This is a genomic window from Micromonospora sp. DSM 45708, assembly GCF_039566955.1.
Classification (GTDB): Bacteria; Actinomycetota; Actinomycetes; order Mycobacteriales; family Micromonosporaceae; genus Micromonospora.
In genome coordinates this window covers 1,824,876-1,845,818 of the sequence record NZ_CP154796.1, presented here as the reverse complement: position 1 = coordinate 1,845,818, position 20,943 = coordinate 1,824,876, and the positions used below count along the sequence as shown (strand labels likewise).

General features: G+C 67.5%; 20 protein-coding genes and 4 pseudogenes. 9 read left to right on the top strand and 15 right to left on the bottom strand.

Annotated features, from left to right (window positions below; all coding sequences use genetic code 11):
- Positions 1–108 precede the first annotated feature (108 nt).
- The 6 genes and pseudogenes from VKK44_RS08625 to VKK44_RS08600 all read right to left on the bottom strand — a co-directional run bounded on the left by VKK44_RS08625 (position 109) and on the right by VKK44_RS08600 (position 4,934).
- A complete protein-coding gene (locus VKK44_RS08625) occupies positions 109–567 on the bottom strand; it encodes a hypothetical protein (protein WP_343446317.1) in 459 nt (152 codons plus the stop codon).
- A 113-nt stretch (positions 568–680) separates the two neighbouring features.
- Complete coding sequence (locus tag VKK44_RS08620; protein WP_343446316.1) at positions 681–971, bottom strand: LppU/SCO3897 family protein; 291 nt, start codon at positions 969–971, stop codon at positions 681–683.
- Between the two features lie 233 nt (positions 972–1,204).
- Complete coding sequence (locus VKK44_RS08615) at positions 1,205–1,786, bottom strand: tyrosine-type recombinase/integrase (protein ID WP_343446315.1); 582 nt, start codon at positions 1,784–1,786, stop codon at positions 1,205–1,207.
- Positions 1,787–1,808: 22 nt separating this feature from the next.
- Positions 1,809–2,201, bottom strand: a pseudogene (locus VKK44_RS08610) (HAD domain-containing protein); the annotation flags it as partial.
- A gap of 82 nt (positions 2,202–2,283) precedes the next feature.
- On the bottom strand, positions 2,284–3,282 hold the full coding sequence (locus VKK44_RS08605; RefSeq protein ID WP_343446314.1) for a phosphotransferase: 999 nt from the start codon (positions 3,280–3,282) through the stop codon (positions 2,284–2,286).
- A gap of 776 nt (positions 3,283–4,058) precedes the next feature.
- A complete protein-coding gene (locus VKK44_RS08600; RefSeq protein WP_343446313.1) occupies positions 4,059–4,934 on the bottom strand; it encodes an endonuclease/exonuclease/phosphatase family protein in 876 nt (291 codons plus the stop codon).
- 220 nt (positions 4,935–5,154) lie between these two features.
- On the opposite strand from VKK44_RS08600, the gene VKK44_RS08595 reads away from it, so the two are divergent.
- From VKK44_RS08595 to VKK44_RS30955, 4 genes and pseudogenes are all read left to right on the top strand, one after another.
- Positions 5,155–6,180, top strand: coding sequence for a family 43 glycosylhydrolase (locus VKK44_RS08595; RefSeq protein ID WP_343446312.1), 1,026 nt, complete (start codon positions 5,155–5,157; stop codon positions 6,178–6,180).
- A 346-nt stretch (positions 6,181–6,526) separates the two neighbouring features.
- Positions 6,527–7,185, top strand: a pseudogene (locus tag VKK44_RS08590) (IS701 family transposase); the annotation flags it as partial.
- A 915-nt stretch (positions 7,186–8,100) separates the two neighbouring features.
- Complete coding sequence (locus VKK44_RS08580) at positions 8,101–8,409, top strand: hypothetical protein (protein WP_343446311.1); 309 nt, start codon at positions 8,101–8,103, stop codon at positions 8,407–8,409.
- A 190-nt stretch (positions 8,410–8,599) separates the two neighbouring features.
- On the top strand, positions 8,600–9,022 hold the full coding sequence (locus tag VKK44_RS30955) for a hypothetical protein (RefSeq protein WP_458351625.1): 423 nt from the start codon (positions 8,600–8,602) through the stop codon (positions 9,020–9,022).
- Here VKK44_RS30955 and VKK44_RS08570 read toward each other — a convergent pair.
- Positions 9,006–9,740, bottom strand: coding sequence for an aldo/keto reductase (locus VKK44_RS08570; RefSeq protein WP_343446310.1), 735 nt, complete (start codon positions 9,738–9,740; stop codon positions 9,006–9,008). The two genes, VKK44_RS30955 and VKK44_RS08570, sit on opposite strands and share 17 nt — an antisense overlap.
- A 130-nt stretch (positions 9,741–9,870) precedes the next feature.
- On the opposite strand from VKK44_RS08570, the pseudogene VKK44_RS08565 reads away from it, so the two are divergent.
- Positions 9,871–10,245, top strand: a pseudogene (locus tag VKK44_RS08565) (ATP-binding cassette domain-containing protein); the annotation flags it as partial.
- Positions 10,246–10,351: 106 nt separating this feature from the next.
- Here the strand turns inward: VKK44_RS08565 and VKK44_RS08560 are convergent.
- The 6 genes from VKK44_RS08560 to VKK44_RS08535 all read right to left on the bottom strand — a co-directional run bounded on the left by VKK44_RS08560 (position 10,352) and on the right by VKK44_RS08535 (position 15,558).
- The gene (locus VKK44_RS08560) at positions 10,352–10,603 is read right to left on the bottom strand and encodes a hypothetical protein (RefSeq protein WP_343446309.1); all 252 of its coding nucleotides are present in this window, start codon (positions 10,601–10,603) and stop codon (positions 10,352–10,354) included.
- Entirely contained in the window at positions 10,600–10,773 is a 174-nt protein-coding gene (locus VKK44_RS08555; RefSeq protein WP_343446308.1) for a hypothetical protein, read from the bottom strand. The genes VKK44_RS08560 and VKK44_RS08555 overlap by 4 nt, the downstream gene beginning before the upstream one ends.
- A gap of 522 nt (positions 10,774–11,295) precedes the next feature.
- Positions 11,296–11,781, bottom strand: a complete 486-nt coding sequence (locus tag VKK44_RS08550) for a hypothetical protein (protein ID WP_343446307.1) — start codon at positions 11,779–11,781, stop codon at positions 11,296–11,298.
- Positions 11,782–11,802: 21 nt separating this feature from the next.
- Positions 11,803–12,219: a hypothetical protein gene (locus VKK44_RS08545; protein ID WP_343446306.1), complete on the bottom strand. Its 417-nt coding sequence runs from the start codon at positions 12,217–12,219 to the stop codon at positions 11,803–11,805.
- 37 nt (positions 12,220–12,256) lie between these two features.
- Positions 12,257–12,721: a hypothetical protein gene (locus VKK44_RS08540; protein WP_343446305.1), complete on the bottom strand. Its 465-nt coding sequence runs from the start codon at positions 12,719–12,721 to the stop codon at positions 12,257–12,259.
- A gap of 194 nt (positions 12,722–12,915) precedes the next feature.
- A complete protein-coding gene (locus VKK44_RS08535) occupies positions 12,916–15,558 on the bottom strand; it encodes an ATP-binding protein (RefSeq protein WP_343446304.1) in 2,643 nt (880 codons plus the stop codon).
- Positions 15,559–15,779: 221 nt separating this feature from the next.
- On the opposite strand from VKK44_RS08535, the gene VKK44_RS08530 reads away from it, so the two are divergent.
- The gene (locus tag VKK44_RS08530; protein ID WP_343446303.1) at positions 15,780–16,607 is read left to right on the top strand and encodes an esterase/lipase family protein; all 828 of its coding nucleotides are present in this window, start codon (positions 15,780–15,782) and stop codon (positions 16,605–16,607) included.
- Here the strand turns inward: VKK44_RS08530 and VKK44_RS08525 are convergent.
- A complete protein-coding gene (locus VKK44_RS08525; protein WP_343446302.1) occupies positions 16,589–17,392 on the bottom strand; it encodes a histidine kinase in 804 nt (267 codons plus the stop codon). The two genes, VKK44_RS08530 and VKK44_RS08525, sit on opposite strands and share 19 nt — an antisense overlap.
- Positions 17,393–18,302: 910 nt before the next feature.
- Between VKK44_RS08525 and VKK44_RS08520 the strand changes: the two are divergent.
- The 3 genes and pseudogenes from VKK44_RS08520 to VKK44_RS30950 form a co-directional block, all read left to right on the top strand.
- Positions 18,303–18,704 (top strand): annotated as a pseudogene (locus tag VKK44_RS08520) (transposase); the annotation flags it as partial.
- Positions 18,705–18,843: 139 nt separating this feature from the next.
- On the top strand, positions 18,844–19,674 hold the full coding sequence (locus VKK44_RS08515) for an IS5 family transposase (RefSeq protein ID WP_343447718.1): 831 nt from the start codon (positions 18,844–18,846) through the stop codon (positions 19,672–19,674).
- 96 nt (positions 19,675–19,770) lie between these two features.
- The gene (locus tag VKK44_RS30950) at positions 19,771–20,160 is read left to right on the top strand and encodes a helix-turn-helix domain-containing protein (protein WP_458351624.1); all 390 of its coding nucleotides are present in this window, start codon (positions 19,771–19,773) and stop codon (positions 20,158–20,160) included.
- Between the two features lie 417 nt (positions 20,161–20,577).
- Here the strand turns inward: VKK44_RS30950 and VKK44_RS08510 are convergent, their stop codons facing one another.
- Positions 20,578–20,943 carry a hypothetical protein gene (locus tag VKK44_RS08510; protein ID WP_343446301.1) on the bottom strand — a complete coding sequence of 122 codons (366 nt, stop codon included), beginning with the start codon at positions 20,941–20,943 and terminating at the stop codon, positions 20,578–20,580.

The following is a 20,943-nucleotide window of genomic DNA, read 5'->3' as shown; positions in this document are numbered from 1 at the left end:
AGCGACGTCCAGGTCGGCGCACTCTCCTCGACACGACCGGACGGCTCGACGCTGCGGTCCTTACCCATTGTGACGTCTGATCAGCGGCATGAGCGGATGCGGCGTCGGCTACCTCGGGATGCGTTCGACCGCAGCCGCAGGCACAGTCGCGACTATGTAATCCTCGGTCAGATCCGACTGCACGTCGACCATCAGGCCTCGGCCGGCGTAGCGCACGGTGAAGCTGATCTGCCGGAGCCACGTCTCGTCGTATTTGGAGAGAGCTTCCGGCAGTGCGCCCAGGAGTCGGACCTCGTCGCCCGGCTTGAACGGAGCGTCTGCCGGGGTCTCGGTGCGGAGGACGGCCGAGATCGCGTGTATGAGGGACTCCAGCGGTTCAGTGTCTGCGCCGTAGTGGACGAGATGGCCGGCTTGGCCGAAAATGTGCTCGGCCTCGGCTCTGCTCAGATCGGCGAGCGCCTCGGCCGCGCCGCCGGACAGAGCCTGCCCCTCCGACAGGGCAAGTTGCGCAGCCAGCGCTGAAAGCAGCCGATCGATGACACCATCTGTAACGTCGGCCTCTGCCACCTGGTGAGGATACGGCGAACAGCGGCATGTGATCAGACTGAGTCAGCCAGAAAGGGCAGGCGTTGGCCCGCCCTGGTGGCTCCAGAGGCGAGCGAGGTGATCACTTGGACGGGTTATGGTCTCAAGGTTTCGAGGCACAGGATCAGCACTTGGCCGTCCTCGAAAGTCTTCCAGAGGACGTCGTCGGCTGCCGGAGAGCCGGAGCACGTCTCATTGAGGACTTCCTCTGTCACCGGGCTCGGCCTTATCTCGCGGTACACCACTCGCCTGCGCGCAGTCGGATCGTCACAGGCGACGATGCGCGTGTCCTCTACCGCCGCCCCGGCTACGCAGTCCCCAATCTCGGCGGAGAACCGCTCTACATCCCGCAAGCTGTGAACGAAGCCGAGGATGCAGCTGATCACGCCAACGACGGCAAGAATCGCGGCCACGAACGCCCGTAGGCCCGACGCCCGAGATCCCTGTCCAGCGGGCAACGACATCAGCACTCCAGCGGAAGTATTGGGAGAGTCGATGGCATCCAAGGTAGAGCTCGCCGTCAACCGCTAACACACGACGCCTGTCAATCCGGGCGCCGACCGAGACACATTCTGGGGCGATCAATGCACATCCGGCCGCGGCGGTCGCCAAACCACAATCAGGCGAGCGGGCCGACCGAAACCCGAACGGCGCCTGGAGCCGCCGATGAAGATTGAGCCCCGCCAGCGGCCTCCTCGACCTGCCGAACGCGCCCGCACTTGCAGATCAACAACTCTCGACCAAGCATGATCAGATGCACGTATCTCGGCAAAGCCGCTAGCGCTGGCCACGTCCCGGAGGCCATGTAGGCGGCGAGGATGTAGTTGGGGTGCCGGTCGAGGTTCTTGCGGGCTCGGTCGTAGCGCATGGTGGTACGCGGGTCGGCGTGACGAGCGGCGATCTGCACGTCGAGCAGGCTGACGCCGGCGTCGAGCATGGTGGTCACCAACGTGTGGCGCAGCATGTGGGGGTGCATCCTCGGCATCCGGATCCCCGCGATGTGGGCCAGGTGCTTGAGCCGACGAGTGGCGGCGTGTCGGTCCATCCGCCCACCATGGATATTGCGCAGGAGCGGCCCGCTGGTGCGCTCATCGACGGCCCGGTCGATGGCTCGGGCGACCGCGGGTGGCAGCGGGACGAGCACGACCTTGCCGCCCTTGCCGCGCACCCGTAGGACCCGGTGGCCGTGCTCCTCGCCCAAGTCGGCGATGTTCCGGCTGCGAGTAGTGGGCGGCAACCCAAGGCCGATCGGCGTCCGTGATCTCATCATCGAGCCAGACGAACGCACGTCCGGCCGCCCACCGCGCCAGGTGCACAGTCTTCCAATGCACATCGCGCCCCAGCTCCTCGTCGTCGTCAGACCAGTCCACGACCGCAAGCACCGGAAGGCCAAGCCGCGGCGCGACGACCTCGTTCGCCTCCGCCATCCACGTGCTCGCCCAGACCAACTCGCCCGGCAGAGCGAGCAGACGCCCGCCGTCAACTGGATCAAGCCGATCCAGCAGCGGATTGCCAAAGCCATCAACAGCGTCACCTACCCCGCTGCCGAAACGGCGTGCGCCCGGCGACCGAGCCCGGAACGGAATGAGCACACCGTCAACATCGACAAAAATCAACGGTCGCGCAGCACCGACAAGCACCCTGAAACCGTACCCGTAGGCCACCGACTGGCCCGGACGCGCTCCGCCCACGGCCGACTCATGTCTCGTAGGCGAGCGCCTTCTGGAGGTGGAAGTCCGCAACGTCGAGCATCCACTCCCGGTTCGGGAAGTCGCCCTCGGCGATACGGAACGGGCCGCCGACCAGGTCTAGATGGCTGACGTACTGGTAGTACTTGACACGCTGCGGGTCGAGGTCCGGGTTGCGGAGCGCCTCGTAGTGCGGGCCGAAGCGCATCCGCATCCAGCAGTGGTCTACTTCGATGTCGGTGTACATCAGGCCCTCGATGTCGATGATGACGGGCTCCCCGTCCAGCCCGACGAGCGTGTGTTCCGCGCAGAGTTCACCGTGGACCACGCCGTGTTCTGCGCGCGGGCCGAGTGCGGCGTGCAGAGTGCGGAGCTTCCCCTCCAGCATTGCCTCACCTTCGGCCGCGCGGGCATCGCGGGGCACGGCGGTGGCAATGTTCACCAGCGCGCGTTCCAGGTAGGCCTGCTCGCAGGTCCTGTCCGGCGGTGCTCCTCCGCTGTCGATCCACGCGACCCGCCCGAACGCCGGCGCGCGGTAGGCATGCATACGCCGAAGCATGTCCGAGAGCTGCGCGAGCGTATGCCGGCCTGCGTCCGGGTCGCGTTCCAGCAGCGCCTCCAGCGTTCCGCCGCGGACGTCCTCAGCGACGGCGATGTCGGCCGGGTAGAAGTCCTTGCTTCGGTCGGCGAGCAACAGCCGCGGCGAACGAACTCCGACCGATTCCAGTCGACGGGTGGCACCCTCGAAGAAGTCGATACCCGAGGTGTGAGCGAACGGGTTCGACGGGTCGTCGTGGCCATCCGGGAGAAGCCCGTCCCAGTAGTCCTCATCGGCATTCCAGGCGTAGACGATCACGCTCGTGGCGTCGTCCAGCATGATGCGGTAGACACCCTTCTTGGTGCCATTGAGTAGGCGGTCGACGGCGGCGATGCGGCGGTCAGTGCCGAAGACCTCCCGCATCACTGGGGTCAAGGTTTTGGCGTCAGCGAATTTTCGTTCAGCAGTCATTTCCGGTCCCCGTCTGGAACGCCTGTATCGATCCTCCGCCAGTGGCCCTAGCCTCCGCAGAGTCACCCGCCGGTCGAGCCAAGCCCCGTAGCTGACGATCACCAAATCGCGCAGCCTAAAGCATCGCGCGCGTGGATGCCTCTCACGGGTCTGATGACGCGCACTGATCTCTCGGCATGAGCGGACGCCGTCGGCCCGTAAGGCGGAGTCAGGACCTCACCGCGAGTGGCTGCTGCACGGTAGGCCGCCTTCACTGCCGCCGACAGCTTATGATCCCAGCAGCGCTGCCTGACCACATCATCGGCGAGTGACTGCCAGCCCGAGTACGTATTCGACAACGCCGGCACACCCTCAGCAACGGGCAGGGGTGGAGGAGGAACCGGCTCGTTTGGCCCATTCTCGGATCGCCTTGTTCTGCTCGCGGTTGGCTGTCGTGCCGCTGCTGCCACGGCGTGGACCGAGCGGAGCGGCAGAATGCCGGCCAGCTCGTGCGCCCGCGGCGACACCACTGCAGTGGGTGTTCTGGCAGACCAGCGCCGCCATGCTGCTGCCCCGGCTACTCGCCGGCCGCGCTCGCGGACCGGTGTTCCTCGCCGACCGCAAGCCGACCCGGCCCGTGGCCACCGTCGACCGACGCGGAGCAAGTCGCACTCGGCCGGCTGGCCGGACGACTGCCGCTCGCGCTGGGCTGACCCGCCCGGCCCTGAGCCGGGTCGGCGACCACGACGCCGGTCCCGGTCACGACCGCGGGCTCGTCGGGACACCGCCCCCGGGGATCACGGCGCGATGCTGAAGGTGGCGACCACCCCGTTGTGGTCGGAATTGGTGCCGCCCACGATGGCATAGTCGGTCATCCACATCTCGCGGTATTCCTCGACACGCTTCCAGAAGTAGATGTAGTCGATGTGCCGGTTGCCGTGCGTCCCGGTCCCCTTCTCTCCGTAGAGGTTGTAGCAGGACCGCAGGTTGGGCAGTTCGTTGGCTTCGAAGACCTGCCACGGGAACTTCGCGTACCCGTAGGCGCGGTCGGCGCTGAAGTCGACGTTGAGGTCACCGCTGACGATGACCTGGCCGGCGTCCTTCTTGCTGGCCGCCAGGTCCTTGAGAGCCTGGAACTGCTGCTCGGCGCAGCGGGTACGCGGCAGGTCCTCGGGCCGCCCGCCGCTCTCGATGCTGGCGTTGGCGTGCGCGTTGAGGTGGAAGACGCTGCGCCCGGTCAGCTTGTGCCGGTAGCGGACCCAGTTGTTGTACCGGGCCGGTGGCACCTCGCCCGGTCCGTTGGTGTCGCACACGAAGTTCGACCCCTTGTCGAGCAGGTCGAACATGCTCTTGCGGGCCAGCAGCGCCTCGTTGGCCGCCTGGGTCGGCTCGGGCGCGTACAGCCACCAGCCGTTCGCGGCGGCCCAGTCCTGCAGGAACGCCCGGCGGTTGCCCACCTCGTTGAGGCCGACCAGGTCCGCCCGGGACGTGATCAGTTGCAGGTCCTGGGTGAACTGGGCCTGGTTGAGCTCGTAGAGGATGTTCAGCGTCGCCGCCCTGAAGGTGGCGTTCGCGGCGGCGGCGGGAGCCGCCGGCACCAGGCTCACCAGCAGCACGGCCGTGCCGACGAGGGCGCCCGCGCGGCGTGCCGACCACCGTCTTCTGTGTTGCATGGGGCAATCCCTTCCCGAGGGGTGCGGACCGGCGCGTCGCGGCTCGGATGGGGGGATCGCCCGGATCGCCGCCGGCCGGGCAGCTCGGCTACCGCAGCTGCACATTAGCACCACATTGGCCGAACTGAATGGCAATTGTTGACAGACGGCGGTGCTACCGGCACGCTCGGCCGTGCCCACCGACACCACCCGCCGCACCGCTGTCGCGCCGAGGAGACCCATGCGTCCACGAGGGACCCGACGCCCGTTCCTGGCCGCCGTCCTGGCGGCGATGGTCGCGGTAGGCGTCGCCGCCGCACCCGCCGCGGCCGCCACCCCGCAACCGGTGTACGCGCCGGCCGGCGGGATCGCCGATCCCGGAGTGGTCAGACAGGGCGACGCCTTCGTCGTGTTCGCCACCGGTGGCCGTGCCCCGGCGTACCGGGCTGACACCGCGTCGGGGCCGTGGAGCGACCTGGGCGCGGTGCTCGGTTCGGTGCCCGACTGGGCCGAGAGCGGCGCGGTGTGGGCGCCGGACGCGGTCCATACCGCCACCGGGTGGGTGCTCTACTACTCGGCGCCGGCCAAGGGCAAGGACGGGCAGCGGTGCATCGGCGCCGCCACCGCCGACACCGCCACCGGGTCGTACACCCCGGTCGGCGCCGCGCCCCTGATCTGCCCGGGTGGCGCGCACGACGCCGACGACGCGGTGCCCGGACGGCCGGTCGCCGCCGCCGGCGTGATCGACCCGTCGCCCTTCGAGGACGCCGACGGCCACCGGTTCGTGCTCTACAAGACGCAGCAGACACCCTCGTCGATCCGGATGCTGCGGGTCGACGACACCGGCACCCGCGGGGTCGGCACCATCAGCCGCGAACTGGTCCGCAGCGACGGGATCATCGAGAACCCGGTGCTGCGCCAACGCGGCTCCACATTCGTGCTGTTCGCCTCCCGGTACGGCTACCAGAACTGCAGCTACGCCACCGTCTATCTCACCTCCACCGACCGGTGGGACTTCCACGGCAGGACGGAGCGCCCGCTGCTCACCACCGGCGGCACCGGGATCTGCGGCCCGGGCGGCGCCGACCTCGTCCCCGCGTTGGTCGACGACGAGCAGCGGATCTTCCTGCACGGATGGATCTGCGCCGGCACCGCGCCGTGCCGACAGCAGGCAGACGGTTCGCTGCCCAGCACCGCCCGCCGCGCGCTGTACGCCGCGATCTTCCGCTGGGACGGCGCGACGCCGCGCGTCGGCGCGTTCCTGTGACAGCCCGGCTCGACACCGCGCGGGGCACGGCCTGAGTCGCCAGCCTCGCCCTCGAAGACACGTCGTTCCCGCTGATGCAGCCTGCCCGGCTGCCGGCTGCTGTCCCGGCCGGCACCGCCGCCGGCCGGCAGACTTCTCCGGTTCGGTCGAGGCCGCCGCCAGCGTCAGACTGGGCTACCGGTAACACCTCGTCGCCCATACCGCCGTTACTCCCGTTACCGACGGGGATGCGTTCGTCTACCACATCACCGACGAGGAGCTACTCGCCTCACTACCAGCGTTAATACTGCAACGGCAGTAGGCGAATCGCCTTCGGCTCGTGTTCGTTGGTCTGGCTGTGACGGACATTGATGTCGATCAGTGGCATGGCGAGTTGGACCGGTTGCATGCGCGGATCGGGCCTCGGTTTCGCCGTTCTGAGCCGCGGCGGCGTGCGCGTCAGTACCTGTGCGGGCTGGTCTCGGGTCTGGGCCGTAAGAACGGCTGGGCTCTGCTGAGCAGGCCGGTGATGGGTCGCTGGACGGGATGCAGAGGCTGTTGCGGTGGGCGGGCTGGGACGTCGATGCGGTGCGTGACGACGTGCGGGGCTACGTGGTCGAGCACCTTGGCGACCCGACTGGTGTGTTGATCGTTGACGACACCGGGTTCCTGAAGAAGGGCACCCGGTCGGCCGGGGTGCAGCGGCAGTATTCCGGCACCGCTGGCCGGACGGAGAACTGCCAGGTCGGGACGTTCCTGGCTTACCGCTCGTCGAAGTGTCACGCGCTGGTCGATCGGCAGCTCTACCTTCCGGCGTCGTGGACCGATGACCGGGACCGGTGCCGAGCCGCCGGGATCCCGGACGACGTCGAGTTCGCCACGAAGGTGCAGATGGCCCAGGCGATGCTGGCCCGAGCCTTCGACGCCGGGGTGCCGGTGGGGTGGGTGACCATGGACGAGGCCTACGGCCAGTCGAAGTCGCTGCGGCTGTGGCTGGAACACCGGGATGTGGGTTATGTGCCGGCACCAGGCGTCGTACCGACGCACCTGGTAATGATCCGGTCCGACCTCGGTCTTGGCGGTCTGGACGCACTCCTCGATCGCCCACCGGGTCCCGGCGATGCGGATCAGGTCCTCGTCGGGCGTCCCGGCCGGGCCGAAGCACAGGTAGTAGGCCAGGTCCGTGGGATCGGTGATGCTGCGTCGGTGAGCGAGTCGGGTCGCTTCCGCGGCCGGCCGACGCCGCCGGGTCGGGACACGGATCTGGTCCTGGCATCCATCGTCAACATCCCGGCATCCGTCGTCAACGTCATTGCATTGACGATATCGCTTTCTTACTGAACTGTAGATGGAGGGCGTTCACCCCAACACGGGAGGCATCACATGCTCGAACATTCCCGCACAATAGGCCGAACTGCGGCAGTTGGCGCCGGCGTGACCCTTTGACTCGGCCTGCTTGCTGTACCAGCGAGTGCGGAGCCAAACCCTTGCTCGGGGCGGAGTGACGGAGGAACAGGAGGATCGTACGGTGCTCCCGATCCAAAAACCATCTATGGCACCTGGTATAACTGCTCCGGCGGTACTGGAACTGACAGGGTCAAGATCGATGTCGCGAATGCCGGGGACGGCTCCTGCATCTCGGTTCCCTATGGCCGGGAGGGTAACGACTCATTTGTGCGGTACGCCTTCGTTACTCCCCCCGCTTGGCCCCTCGGCAGCCTTCCGCGCCTGGGTTCGCTGCTAAATTTATTATTAGCTAGTGGCGCCCGGCGCAAATTACTATAGGTGAGCGATGCGGCCACAACTAATTGGCATTGTCAACTCGTGACCGCAGATCATTCCATTGCGGACGGATCTGCCATTCCGCAACACTCGGAATGGCCGTGACCGCGGCCAGTAAATCTCCATGAGGAAATCCATACGGGGAAAGGATCTATTGCGATGAAGATCAAGATGAGGGCGGCCCTGCAGGCCGTCGTAGTTGGCGGCGCCCTGGCTCTGGCCGTCGCTACGCCCGCCCAAGCCAAGCCCTCGAACTGCCAGGGCTCGTACGACATCAACGGGTTCAACACCTGGTCGGTCGTCTGCTTCCAGGGCACTGGGCAGTATCGCGCCAAGGCGCGCTGCTACTCGGGTGACACCAACTACCGGACGACCTACGGCACGTGGAAGGACGCCAACACTGGGTTCTCCATCGCGTACTGCAGCGGAAGCGAAGACATCGCCAGCGGAACCTGGGAACTCAGGTAACACAAGACGCCGCGAAATGGCGGGGCCCCTCATAGAGCCCCGCCGTTTCGCTCACACGGCCACCGCGCTCAACCCGGCGGCGGTCCCGCGTGGCGAAGTCTCCGAAAAGTCAGAGGATGCCTTGCGGTTTGGAGCTAACCACCACGACCTTCCGGGCCTCAGACCCGGGGGTCGTGGACTTAAGTAGTTCGTGACCGTGGTGGATTCAGTCGAAGATGCGCTCGACGAGGGCGGCCTGTTCGGCGGCGCCGGCGCGGAAGTAGCGGGCGGTGGCGTCGAGGGAGGCGTGGCCGAGCAGGGCTTGAGCCTGGGGCGGGTCGGCGCCACCTTGCCGGAGACGGGTGGCGTAGGTGTGGCGCAGCCGGTGCAGGCGCAGGCTGGGCAGTCCGGCGTGGGCGCCGACGGCAAGGACGACCTGGGTGATGCCGAAGGCGGTGAGTCGGCCGCGTCAGGCCGCGTGACTACATCTGTCACCTGCTGGTGCAGCAGACCCATGGACTCCATGGACGGGTTCGCTGGTTCCTTGCCACGCCTGCTGGACGCCCACCCGCACAGCGACGACAGTCCCGGGCCGCCGCCGGCGCGGATCGTACGCCCTAGATGGCGGGAATGAGGGGGGAGTCGAGCAGGGTGCGGTCCCCGTCGACGCCGTTGTTCAGTGCGGCGGTGACGTCCTCGTGCGGGGTTCCGGGCCGAATCGCACTGACCTCGTCCAGGTGTCGGTAGTGCTGTTCGCCGAGGTCGAGATCGAGAGACGTCAGGTATTCCTCCAGCTGGGTCAGGGTGCGCGGGCCGACGATCGGGATCAGGGCGGTGGTGGCCAGTGCGGCCCGGTGACGCAACCAGGCCAGGGAGACCTGGACCGCACTGGCGTCGAGTTCCTCGGCGACCGCCAGTACGGCATCGACGATGGCGGTGCGCTGCGCGGTGCCCTCGATCGCGTCGCCTCGGGCGGTCAGCCGGCCTCGTTGGCCCTGCCGGTACTTGCCGGTGAGCAGGCCTCCGGCCAGCGGGGAGTAGAGGACCATGCCCAGACCGTGAGCCTGCGCCATCGGCAACAGCTCCCGCTCGGCGGATCGTTCGGCCAGGCTGTATTCCGTTTGGATGCCGACCAGGGGGGCCAGGCCGCGCAGGTCGGCGCGGACCGCGGCGCCGGCGACCCGCCAGGCCGGGAAGTTGGACAGGGCGCGACGGCAGCGAGCGGCAGACCGGCCGTGCTGCTCTGTTCGGGCGTGACATAGCGGCGTACCGTGAGGTCCGGTGCGCCGGGAAGCCTGGTCGGCAGTGGTGACACGTCGTCGACCGGAAGCAGCCGTGGCCGCACCCGCCATCCGCACCCAGCACCCAGCACCTGACCAAACGCTAAGGGCGGCTGCTGGACCTCGACGGGCTGGACCTCGCAGTGTCGGCCGGTGAGGTGTTCGGTTCCTCGGCCCCAACGGCGCCGGGAAGTCCACCACGATCCGGCTGCTGCTCGGCCTGGCCCGGCCCACCGCCGGGAGGGCCTGGATCTTCGACGCCGACGCGGCGGACGTCGCCGCGGCGCACCGGCTGCTGGCGTACGTGCCGGCCGACGTGGCCTTGTGGCCGCAGCTCACCGGCGCGGAAACCCTGGAACTGCTCGCCGCCACCGGGCCGGGAGTCGACCGCGCCTACCGCGACGAGCTGGTGCAACGCTTCGCCCTCGACCTGTCCACCCCGGCCCGCGCCTACTCCACCGGCAACCGGCAGAAGGTCGCCCTGGTCGCGGCGTTCGCCACCCGCGCCCCGCTGCTGGTTCTCGACGAGCCGATCAGCGGCCTGGATCCCCTGATGGAAGTCCAGTTCCGGCGCGCTGTCGCGGTCGCTCGCGACAACGGGCAGACGGTCTTCCTCTGCTCCCACCAACTCGCCGAGGTCGCCGGTCGGCGCGTTCACCGCGGTCCGTCTCGCCGCGTTCGCCTCAGCGGAGACCAGTGGACGCCTGACCCTGCTGTACGCCGGGCCGGCGACCCGCACCCGACTGCTCGGCGCCGAGCTCCTCACAACCGCGGCGGGCGCGGCGGTCCTCGTCGCCGTCGCCGGGGCGGCGGCGTGGCTGGGCACGACTCTGGTTGGCGCGGCCCTGCCGCTGCCGGTGGCGCTCGCCGGCACCTGGAACGTCCTGCCGGTCGCGCTGCTCAGTCTCGCCGCCGCGGTCCTCGCTGTCGGTCACGCGCCGCAGGGTGTGGTGGCGTGGGGCGTGGTGCCGACCGTCGGCGGGTTCCTGCTCACGGTCGTCGCCGACAGCGTCGACGCGCCGGGCTGGGTGGGCGGGCTGTCGCCGTACACCCATCTCGCGGCCGTGCCCTCGGCGGTGCCGGCCTGGCCCGCGATGGCCGCCATGATCCGCGACAGCGGCCCTTGCCGTGGTGACCGGCCTGCGCCGATACCGGCGACGCGATCTACGGCTGTAGCTCGGGCACGCGCCGGTCTAGGTGGCGGCCGGCCCCGCGGGGCCGGCGATCGGGTCGTGAGAGCATGCGGTTCATGACCCGGACCGGCCAGACGACCACGGCGAGAGCGCGCACTGCGGATGGCCGCCGTCACGGTGCGAGGGCCGCATCCTGGTACTCCAGCCGCATCTGGTGAAGTTGGTGTCTTCGCTGGTAGTGGGCTGTTCTGGCGCGGTATTGGTGTCGGCGTCGCCATCGTGACCATCGATGGATGTGGTCGAAGGGTCGGGTGGTGCCTGCGCGGCGGTGACGGCGAGGTAGGCATGGGCACACAGAACGAGAGTTACGGGCCCGACATCTCACCGACACTGCCCGGCTCGGCGACGACCCCCGGTCAGCCGTACGGCGGGGACGCGTCATACCGAGCCGGGCGGTGAAGGCGTCTCGGCCGGAGACATCTGGAGGTAACGGGCTATCGCCAGTTGCTGCACCGGTCGGTGCCAGGCCCGGCGCAGGTCCTGATCTGATAGTTGCGGACATTGAGCAGGTCGCTGTTGCCGCTAAAGTACCGCACGGCACCCTGGCCGCCGGACGTGGTGGCGAGCAGGACCGGCGCGTGCCAACGCCAGCCTTCGATGGGGTTGTTCCAGTATTGGTACTGCAGCCAGGCCCGGCCCGCCCGACCGTCCGGTGCGGTGTCATACACCGCGCCGTCGACTACGGCATGGTTACCGCTCCAACAGATGTTGAACGTGATCCTGGAACCGGACGAGCTGGCGTCACCGCTCCAGCTGCCGTCGAATCCGTCGTACCAGCATTCGCTGTAGGGCGAGGACGAGTTGCTGACCCTGATGTCGCCCTCCGCGGCGGATGCCGGGGCAGCGCCGAGCAGCAGGGTGGCGACGATCCCGGTGGCGACGAGCGCGAGCCGGGCGGCAAGACGATGTTGGTAGCGCATAGGGGTGCTCCTCCGGATGGGCTACGCGGTGAGGCTAATCCACTGGCTGCAGGTCGAACTGAGAATCTGCAGACTGCCGCCTTCGCCGGCACACACCTTGAAGCGCACCGGCGTGCCCTCGGCGAGGTAGTCGACGTATTCCACCGTGCTGTTCCCGACGCCGTCGACGTGCCACACGTTGCTGTACGCACCGGTCGACTGGTTCTGCCAGACGGCGACAACGCTGTGACCGTCCCTGTTCTGGTCCATGACCGTTATCTTCTCGATGTTGCCGGGGTCGTCGAATGTCGCGATCCCACACTGGTGCCAGCCTTTATCAGGGCCATAGGTGTCGCCGCAGTATGCCGTCCGCTGTTCCGCCGCGGCCGGCGCTGCAGCCGTGGCCACGGCTGCAGCAGCCAAAGAGAGCACCGTCGCGACGCGCGCCGTCAGACGCATGATGAGGTGACCTTCCTTCCGTACGGGGGAACGTTGCTCACGGCACGATGTAGCAGGCGTAGTTGTCGTCGCCGGACGTGGGCGACTGGAAGTCGGCCCGCAGGCACAGCTTGGACCGCGACTTGAACGTCGTGTTGACGACGAAGGTCTTGTACTCCGCCTCCGCCGCGCGGGCGTATGTGCCGTTGACGTCGCAGGCACCCGAGCCGCTCATGGCAAAGCTGGAACCGTTGCTCCGGGTCCCCCAGAGCGTAAAGTGCATGTCGGTGTCGTACCGGTCCGTCCCGTACGTGCCGCCGCATTGCCAGGAGTGGAACCTCAGGATGGCCTTGGCCCTGGACACGGTGGCACCGGAGTTGGTCGTTTGCAGGCACAGGTTGCCGCTCCAGTTGTCCACGCAGCGTTCCGCGTCGGCGTGCGCCGGTTGGACGAGTACGACCGGGCTGAGCAGGACGACCAAAGCGGTCACGAATACGCGCCGCAGCCCTGTGGTGATTCGCACGTGATCACGTTCCTCTCGAAGAGGGCGGTTCGGAGATGTGTGGTCATCGCATCAGCTGACGAGAAGCGTCACAACGGATTCTGCGTTCGGCTGTGTTCGGAACACCACCGAACGCGGCTGACCGCGCGCCCTCCGACAGTTGGCCCGCTGCTGGGCGACCACTCCCTACGCCAGATTCGCTCTCCGGTCGGGGCTCAGTCCGCGTCCGGCGGGGGCAGCAGAGTCGGTGGTGAGGCATGCTCGGCGGTGACGAGGCGGGCGGAGATCGCGCGGGCCTCGTCGAACGCCTGCTGGGCGGCTGGCGAACCAGTGCGCGCGTAGGCGTGGCCGAGGCGTTCGAGTGCCGTGGCGTGCAGCGAATGCCAGCCACGTGTCCTCCAGAGCGCGACGGACTCCTCCAGGCGGTCGATCGCCTCCGCGGGGTGGTCCTCGGTCAACTCGATCTCGCCCAGAAGGAGCAGCGCCTCGGCCAGGTGGTGGGTCATGTGGTATGCGCGGCTGAGCCTCACCGCCGCCTCGGCCGTCTCCCGTGCTGTCGACGCTCCCCGCCGCAGGTAGAGGCGGGCCAAGCCGACAAGCGTGAACACCTCGGTGTAGGTGTCGCCGTGGCGTTGGGCGATGCTCAGCGACTCGTGCAGCATCTGGTGACTGCGTACGAAGTGACCGAGATCGGCAAGCGCGGTGCCGGCGAACTGCAGTACGGTCGCGACCCAGCGCGGATTGTTCAACGCACGTGCCTCGTCGAGCATCTCGGTGAGCAACGCGGCGTCGGCGAATCGTCCCTGCTCGTAGCTGATGAGGGACAGCGCGAGGCGAGCTCGGATCCGGCCGCCTCGATGATCCGACCGTTCGGCGAGTTGCAGAGCCTCTCTGGCACGGGCAGCGGCTGCGGAATGGTCGCCGGCGGCCACGAGTGCCCACGCACACATCACCGCGGCGTCGGACATGCCCGGCTCGTGCCGCAGCTGGGTGAACATCTCCAGCAGTCGCGCCGCTTCGTCATGCTGGCGGGACATGGCGTCGCCGGACGGCCGGTCGTCGATCCACGTGGTGAGGTCGATGAGTCCGCGTAGCATGACCGCCTCACCCAGGCGGTTGCCCGCGGCCTGGCACACGGACATGACCTCGGCGTTGACGTCGGCCCAGTCGCGGTACATGCCGCGCACGTCGAAGTACTTCTCCATGCATCCGGCCAGGTCGAACGCGACGTCGTCATAACCGAGCACGCATGCTTGCCGGATGGTGGAGAGCAGCGTCGCCCGTTCGGCGTCGAACCACAGTCCTGGATCGGGAGCCGACAGGTCCGGGTGGGACCAGTCCATCAGCGGGCGCCGGGCCGGACCACTGATCGCCGCGTAGCAGGGCCCCGGCATGTGCCTGGCCATCCGCTCGGCGACGGCGAGCCACCCACCGAAACCACGACGCAGGGCCTCCACCACGGCCTCGCCGGTCTCCTCCTCAGTGGCGCGTTCCCTCGCGAACAGCCGGACCAGATCATGAATCCGGTACCGCTGCTGGCCGCAGACATCGGTGCCGATGGCATTGAGCAGTTGGGCGTCCACCAGCGCCTCGGCATGTGCGGTACCGCTCGCCAGCGTTTCCTCGAGCACGACCGCGACAAACCACGCTGGGAAGTCCGGCAGGTCGAAGACGCTCAGAAGACGCAACAGCCCACGTGCCCGCTCATCGAGCGCTTGGTAACTCAACGTCAACGAGGCGCGAACGGCCAGGTCGCCGGTTGCCAGCCAGTCCAGGCGTCGTCGCTCGTCGTCGAGCATCGTCGCCAGATGTCCGAGACGCCAGGCGGGTCGGCCGGCGAGCCGGGCCCCAGCCACGCGGATCGCGAGCGGTAGCCCGCCGCACAGGGTGACGATCTGCATCGCATCGAGGTGCTCTGCGGTGACTCGGTCGCCCCCGGCGACAGCGGCCAGCAGCCGCAGCGCGGCGGCCGGTGGAAACACATCCACGTCGACTCGCCGCGCGCCCTCGATGCCCGCCAGCCGCGATCGGCTGGTAATCAACACCGCGCATGTCGCGGTCCCTGGGATGACGGGTCGGACCTGCTCCTCGCTGGCGGCGTTGTCCAGCAACAGCAGCACCCGCCGGCCGGCGAGGTGGGTACGGAACAGTTCGGCGCGCTCAGCCTCGTCGGCGGGAATCATCCGGCTGTCCACGCCCAGCGCGCGGAGGAACTTCGCCAGTACGTCGCCGGACCGCAGCGGTGACGTCTCGACTCCACGCAGGTTCACATAGAGCTGGCCATCCGGATACGCCGCGGTCAGCCGATGCCCGACGTGCACTGCGAGAGTTGTCTTGCCCACGCCGCCCATACCGCTGATGGTCGCGACGGGCGTGGCATGGTGACGACGGGTGTCCTGATCCAGGCCCAGCAAATGCTGACACAACGCCGTGACGTGCTCTTCGCGTCCGGTGAAATCGGCGATGTCCGTGGGCAGCATGGCCGGAACGACGTCGCGTTCGGGAGCGCGCCACCGGCCTTCGTGTGGAATCGGCGGTGTGCCCCCGCCGGAGGTGGAGTTGGACGCGAGGGCACCACGGACGGCTACCCAACGAGCGGCAGCGGCTTCGTCGAGCCCGCAAGCCCGGACGAACGCCGAGACCAACTCTTCTCGGGGAAGGCTGGGGCGGCTCAGCATGGTCACCGTCGTGCTCGGGGGCAGGATGTCGCCGGCAGTCTGCGCGCGACGCGTGAGTTGCCGATAGGTCTGCCCCGACCAGTCTCTCAATCGGCGTAGGGCCGCGACGAACTCCGCGGTGCTGCTGACCTCATCGGGACTCGGCGGTGGAGTAGTCGGCACAACCAGCCGTCCTTTCACGACAGTCCTGACTCATACCTGGAGAATGCGTTGACCAGCGGGTTCAGATACCGCGTCCGAGGCTGTTCGGCACGGTTCCGCACGCATCGACGCATTGAGTTCCTTCCGCCTCCGGTGCTGCGATGAGCAGACCATCATCATCATCCACCCCTCGGAGGTCAGACTTGCTGAAGAAAATGTTGGCGCTCGTCGCGACAGCGGCACTGGCTACGGTCGTGGGAGTGGTGGGCGCCGGCGCTGCCGCGCACGCGGCGCCCGCTCGCGACGACAGCTTCAACGAACCTGTCTACTTCGTGCCCGGGTTCACCTTCGACCTGCTCGGGCGCGATCCCGGCCACCACTGCTGGGAGGGTTACTGGAAGCCGACGGCGGATGCCATGCGCTCGTGGGGCTGGAAGGGCTCGTACCACACGGTGAGCTTCTACAAGGGCGACAACGGCTGCAACACGGTCATCCGGGAGAACGGAGATCGTGATGTCTCCATCTACGAGCTGGGTCGCCTCCTGGCCTGGAACATCTACACCTCCTTCTCGAAGAACAACATCTCGGTCGACGTCATAGCTCACTCCATGGGCGGACTCATCGTCCGCTCGGCGCTGACCGGTGTGGCCGCCAAGGGCAGCGGGTGGCCCCCGTACCTTTACATCGAGGACGTCGTGACCATCGGCACGCCACACCGGGGCACGAACCGGGCGAGCGCCTGCGCGGCCACCTACGGATACCGGCAGTGCGTCGAGATGTCCCCCGGCTCCGCGTTGCTCAACGCGCTCTACCAGAGTCCGCAGTCAGCACAGGGCACCGACTGGACCCTGATCGGCTCGGACGACGACGACACCATCTCAACCGAGTCCGCGCTCGGCATGACCGCCGGCCACTATCTTCGCTACGACGCGAACCAGGGACTCGAACACAGCAACGTCCACCAGGTGGTGAGCGGCAGCTACTACCAGCGTTACAAGAACTACTACGAAACCAACTGGTCGCAGGGCTGGGGCGCCCCGCCGGCACGCTCGGCCAACAACTCCCTCTACTACTGGTGGCGCTGGTAGGGGAGGACCCGACCGGCCCGACCGACCGCGATGCTGAGGCAGCACCGGCCGGACTGTCGCACACCAACCCGCCCGAGGCGGGTGGCCGTCACCGAACGACGGCCACCCGCCTCGGGCGTACGAGCGCCAGTTGCGAGTGTGAGGGCGTGGCTCGGCCCATCCGGCCGGCTCGGCCTCCCCGCGAAGATCGATTGAAGCCCGCGATGCCTTGGTTTGAGCATCACGGCCCGGTGCCGATCGTCCAGTTCGGGCGCCATCTCCAGGGCCGCGGCGCGCAGCGCGAGCAGGCTGAGCTCGTGCCCGAGCGTGTCGTGCATGTCGTGGGCGATGCGCGCGCTCTTGAAGCCGGGCCTGCTCGGCGCTGAGCACCACGAGCTGGTTCTGCTGGCGCAGGATGCGCCCGAGCGCCCACGGCAGGGCGACGACCAGGGCGAGCATGAGCAGACCGGCCCCCCACCCGCCGCCAGGCCGTAGGCAACGTCCAGCAGTGCGGCGACGCCGAGCACGGCCAGCGCGGGCATCGGACGCGGGGCGCGGTGCCCGGCCAGCAGGCTGATCACGAACAGCGCCGCGCCGAGCGCGGCGCTCCACACCGGTACCGACTCGCGGATCGCCAGGCCCGCGGCCAGGCTGGTGGCCGCGCAGATCACCACCGACATCATCGGGTACGCCCCAAGCAGCGCCGTGGCGGCCAGCGGGCTGATCACCGCACCAGCGGTTGCCCACCATGGCAGCGTCCCGCGGCCGAGGACGACGGCCGCGAGGAGCAGTGCCAGCGCGGCCAACGCCCACGACGCGCCGCGGCCTGCGCGAACTCGGCGGGAACGTCCGGGTGACGGGCCTTGGCAAGGGCCGAGACCGGGATCAGCCGGGGTATCACCCCCGCGTGCGCGGGGAGCAGATCGCCCTCGGCATCGCCGGCGCCGCGGCGACGGGATCACCCCCCCGGTGCGCGGGGAGCAGGTCCAGCGGGCCCACTCCTTGCTGCTCCCCGCGCACGCGGGGGGTGATCCTCTAAGCCAAGATCTTTCCGGACTGTACCCGAGCTACTCCCCGCGCCGCGGGGGTGATCCGTCCATCAGGTTGTCGAACACGATGACCTCGGGCTGCTCCCCGCGGCACGTAGGGTGATCCGTCCGACAGCCGGACAAACCTGGTCCGACCACCGGACCGGATTCAAACACCAAACATCGCCCCACCGCCCGAGGATTCACCGCGCCGAGTTGTCCCGCGCTTATCGCGCCGCGCTCGACCGTCCCGTCCTCGATGGTGAGGCGGGCGAACTGCTCCTGCCGGCGCTCAGTGCCGCTTAGGAGCTCATCGCCGAGCTGACAGCCTGGGACGACGTCCTGCCCACGATCTGCTGACGTAGACAGTACTGACTTCCCAGCAACAAATTCCTGCCAAGCGCTGATGCTGACGCCGATCGTGCGATCACAGGCCCACTACATCGCAGTCGCGCAACGCGACCCGCCTACCGTAGGGACGAGGGTTCGTGTCGGTGGGGTGATCGATACCGTAACCCCACGCGAAACGACGCCGATTACGCAGATCGTCATCGCGCCATGATGGACAGAATCCGGCTTCAAGAATTGCTATGTTCAGCCCCCGAGAGCGTCTCATGCCCGACCACACGTCGGCCTCTGCGTTCTCGGGCGCGGCCGTCATTTGACGGCTCTGCCATGGGCCAGCCAGTACTCCATCGACTCGCGGATGAAGTCGAGGCTGGCGGTCAACGCCCTGCACAACGCTGTAGCCCGTCGTGGTGACGTGGCCGGCTGCGTGCTGCACACCGACCGCGGGTCGCAATTTCGCAGCCGGAAGTTCGTCCGTGCCCTCAACCAGCACCACATGATCGGGTCGATGGGCAGAGTCGGCGCCGCCGGCGACAACGCCGCCATGGAGTCGTTCTTCGGCCTGCTGCAGAACAACGTCCTCGACCGCCGGACCTGGACGACCCGGCAGCAACTGAGGGCCGCGATCGTGACCTGGATCGAACGGACCTACCACCGCCGCCGACGCCAACGATCCCTGTCCCGGTTGACCCCTATCGAGTACGAGACCATCATGACCCGACCGGCCAGTCAGGCCGCCTGACTGAAACTGTCGCCTATCGGTGCAGCAGACCCACGCGCTTCTACCGTCACGGGGCTTAGAGGGCATCTGATCCGTGTAGCGGTTATTTCACGTTCGGTCGTGGCGTGGGCCGCTGTGGGTCGTTGATTGCGGCGTGGGTGTGCAGCGGCGTGGGTATCGGTCGGACTTGTCGGATGAGCGGTGGGCGTTGATCGAGCCAGTCCTGACCGCGTGGCGGGCAGCGCGGGTGGGGTTGGGGATCAGCAGGCCGGCGCATGACCTGCGGGAGATCGTCAACGCGATCCTCTACGTGGCCAGGACGGGGATCGCGTGGGAGTACCTGCCGCATGACCTTCCGCCGGCGAAAACGGTGTACGACTACTACGCCAAGTGGGAGGCGGACGGGACCACCCAGCGCATCCACGACCTGCTGCGGGAACGCGTCCGAGTCGCGCGAGGACGTCGAGGGAGCCCGACGGCGGTGGTCCTGGACTCGCAGAGCGTGAAGACCTCCAGCAACATCGCTGAGTCCAGCCAAGGCATTGACGCCGCGAAGAAGATCAAGGGACGCAAGCGGCACATCGCCACCGACACCCTCGGTCTGCTTCTGGCGGTGATCGTCACCGCCGCGTCGGTCCAGGACTCCGCCGGCGGCCGGCATCTGCTCGACACCGTTTCGGCCGACCATCCGACCGTGGTCAAGGCGTGGGTCGACGGCGGCTCCAACACCGCGGTCCGGGCGCACGGCGCCCGGCTGGGCATCGACGTCGAGGTGGTACCCCGCCCGGCAGGCAAGGGCTTCCACGTCCAGCCACGCCGGTGGGTCGTGGAACGAACCTTCGGCTGGCTCATGCAGCATCGACGACTCGTCCGCGACTACGAGACCCTCCCGCACCGCACCCGGACGATGATCCACTGGGCCATGGCTAACACAATGAGCCGCTACCTCACCGGAGAATCCACCCCAACCTGGCGAAACGAAACCACCTAATCGGACCAACCTCGCCAACCGAGATCAGATGCCCTCTTAGGTGCCGGATGACACCAGAGCTTCCACGACAGCGCGTGGCGACGGGAGGGCGTACGCATGGCAGAGCGATGGGCAATAGAACGCGCAGTTCGAGATGCTGAGTGTCCCCTCGGCCCTTCCGGACGCCACCTCATCCTCACACTCTTGACATGGTCGGATCACTCAACCGCAGTAATCCCTGCGCAGTTCTCCCTCAGCCTGACAGACCTGGAACGGGCAACAGGCATGGCCCGCTCCACCATCGCCGTCTGGCTCAACGAACTCGAAGAGCTGGGCTGGGTCGTGCGCCACAGACCAAAAGTGGACGAAGCCCGAAGCAAGAAAGCCAAGGCCAACCTATCGACTGCGAATTCCATCACAGCCGCCGACTGGTCCGACCACAGAACCAGCGCTAGTCCGACAGCCGAACAAGCTTGGTCCGACCACCGGACTGAATTCAAACACTAAACACCGCCCCACCGCGCGAGCATCAACGAAAACCGGCCAGCGACACCCCTACACACAGGGCGCCAACGGCTATTGCGCCTTTCCTGGCTGCAGCAAGTCCGCGCCACTTCATTGACCGCCCAACCTCAACACTGCCCTTGCCCGGAAAGACGCTTAAGAAAACGAAGACGGCGAATCCCCGTCCCCGTCGAACGGGTTAAAGATCAAGTTAGTCTCCACCTGCGGATCCGGCTCGAATCCCCTGGTCACTCAGCAGCTTGGCCATCCGGCGGGCACGACCTGGCCGGGCCGGTCGACCTCAGCCTGGCTGCCTCCTCACTTGGAACGGGGAGCTCGTCCAATGGGCTAAACTCAGACGGCCCCTGCATCGTTTCGACGCAGGGGCCGCTGATCTACTCAAGCGCTGGCCCGGAATTATTATTCTGTCGGCGAAATATCAAGCCCGGAGAACAGCATCGCCACCAGTGCTTCCAACTCGCGCCGATCCATCCGCTGAAGCGTATCCAGCAGATCCGCGGAGACGTCGACTAGAGCACACATCCGTTCATTAGAGCGGGGAAGCAAGTACCACAGGTAGCATCGAAAAGAATCCGGTTTGCCTCCATTTTTTAGGAGCGGCACGATAACGTGCCTGGCAGACTGATCAATCGCATTCATCAGCCTGGCTTCGTCGCTCCACCGGGCACCCCATCCGTATTTGAATGACTCCGCATTGATGCGTCGAAGCTCCTCAGCGTCGACCAAATATGCGCCTACGCGCGGGTCGTCAAGATCGAGAATCAC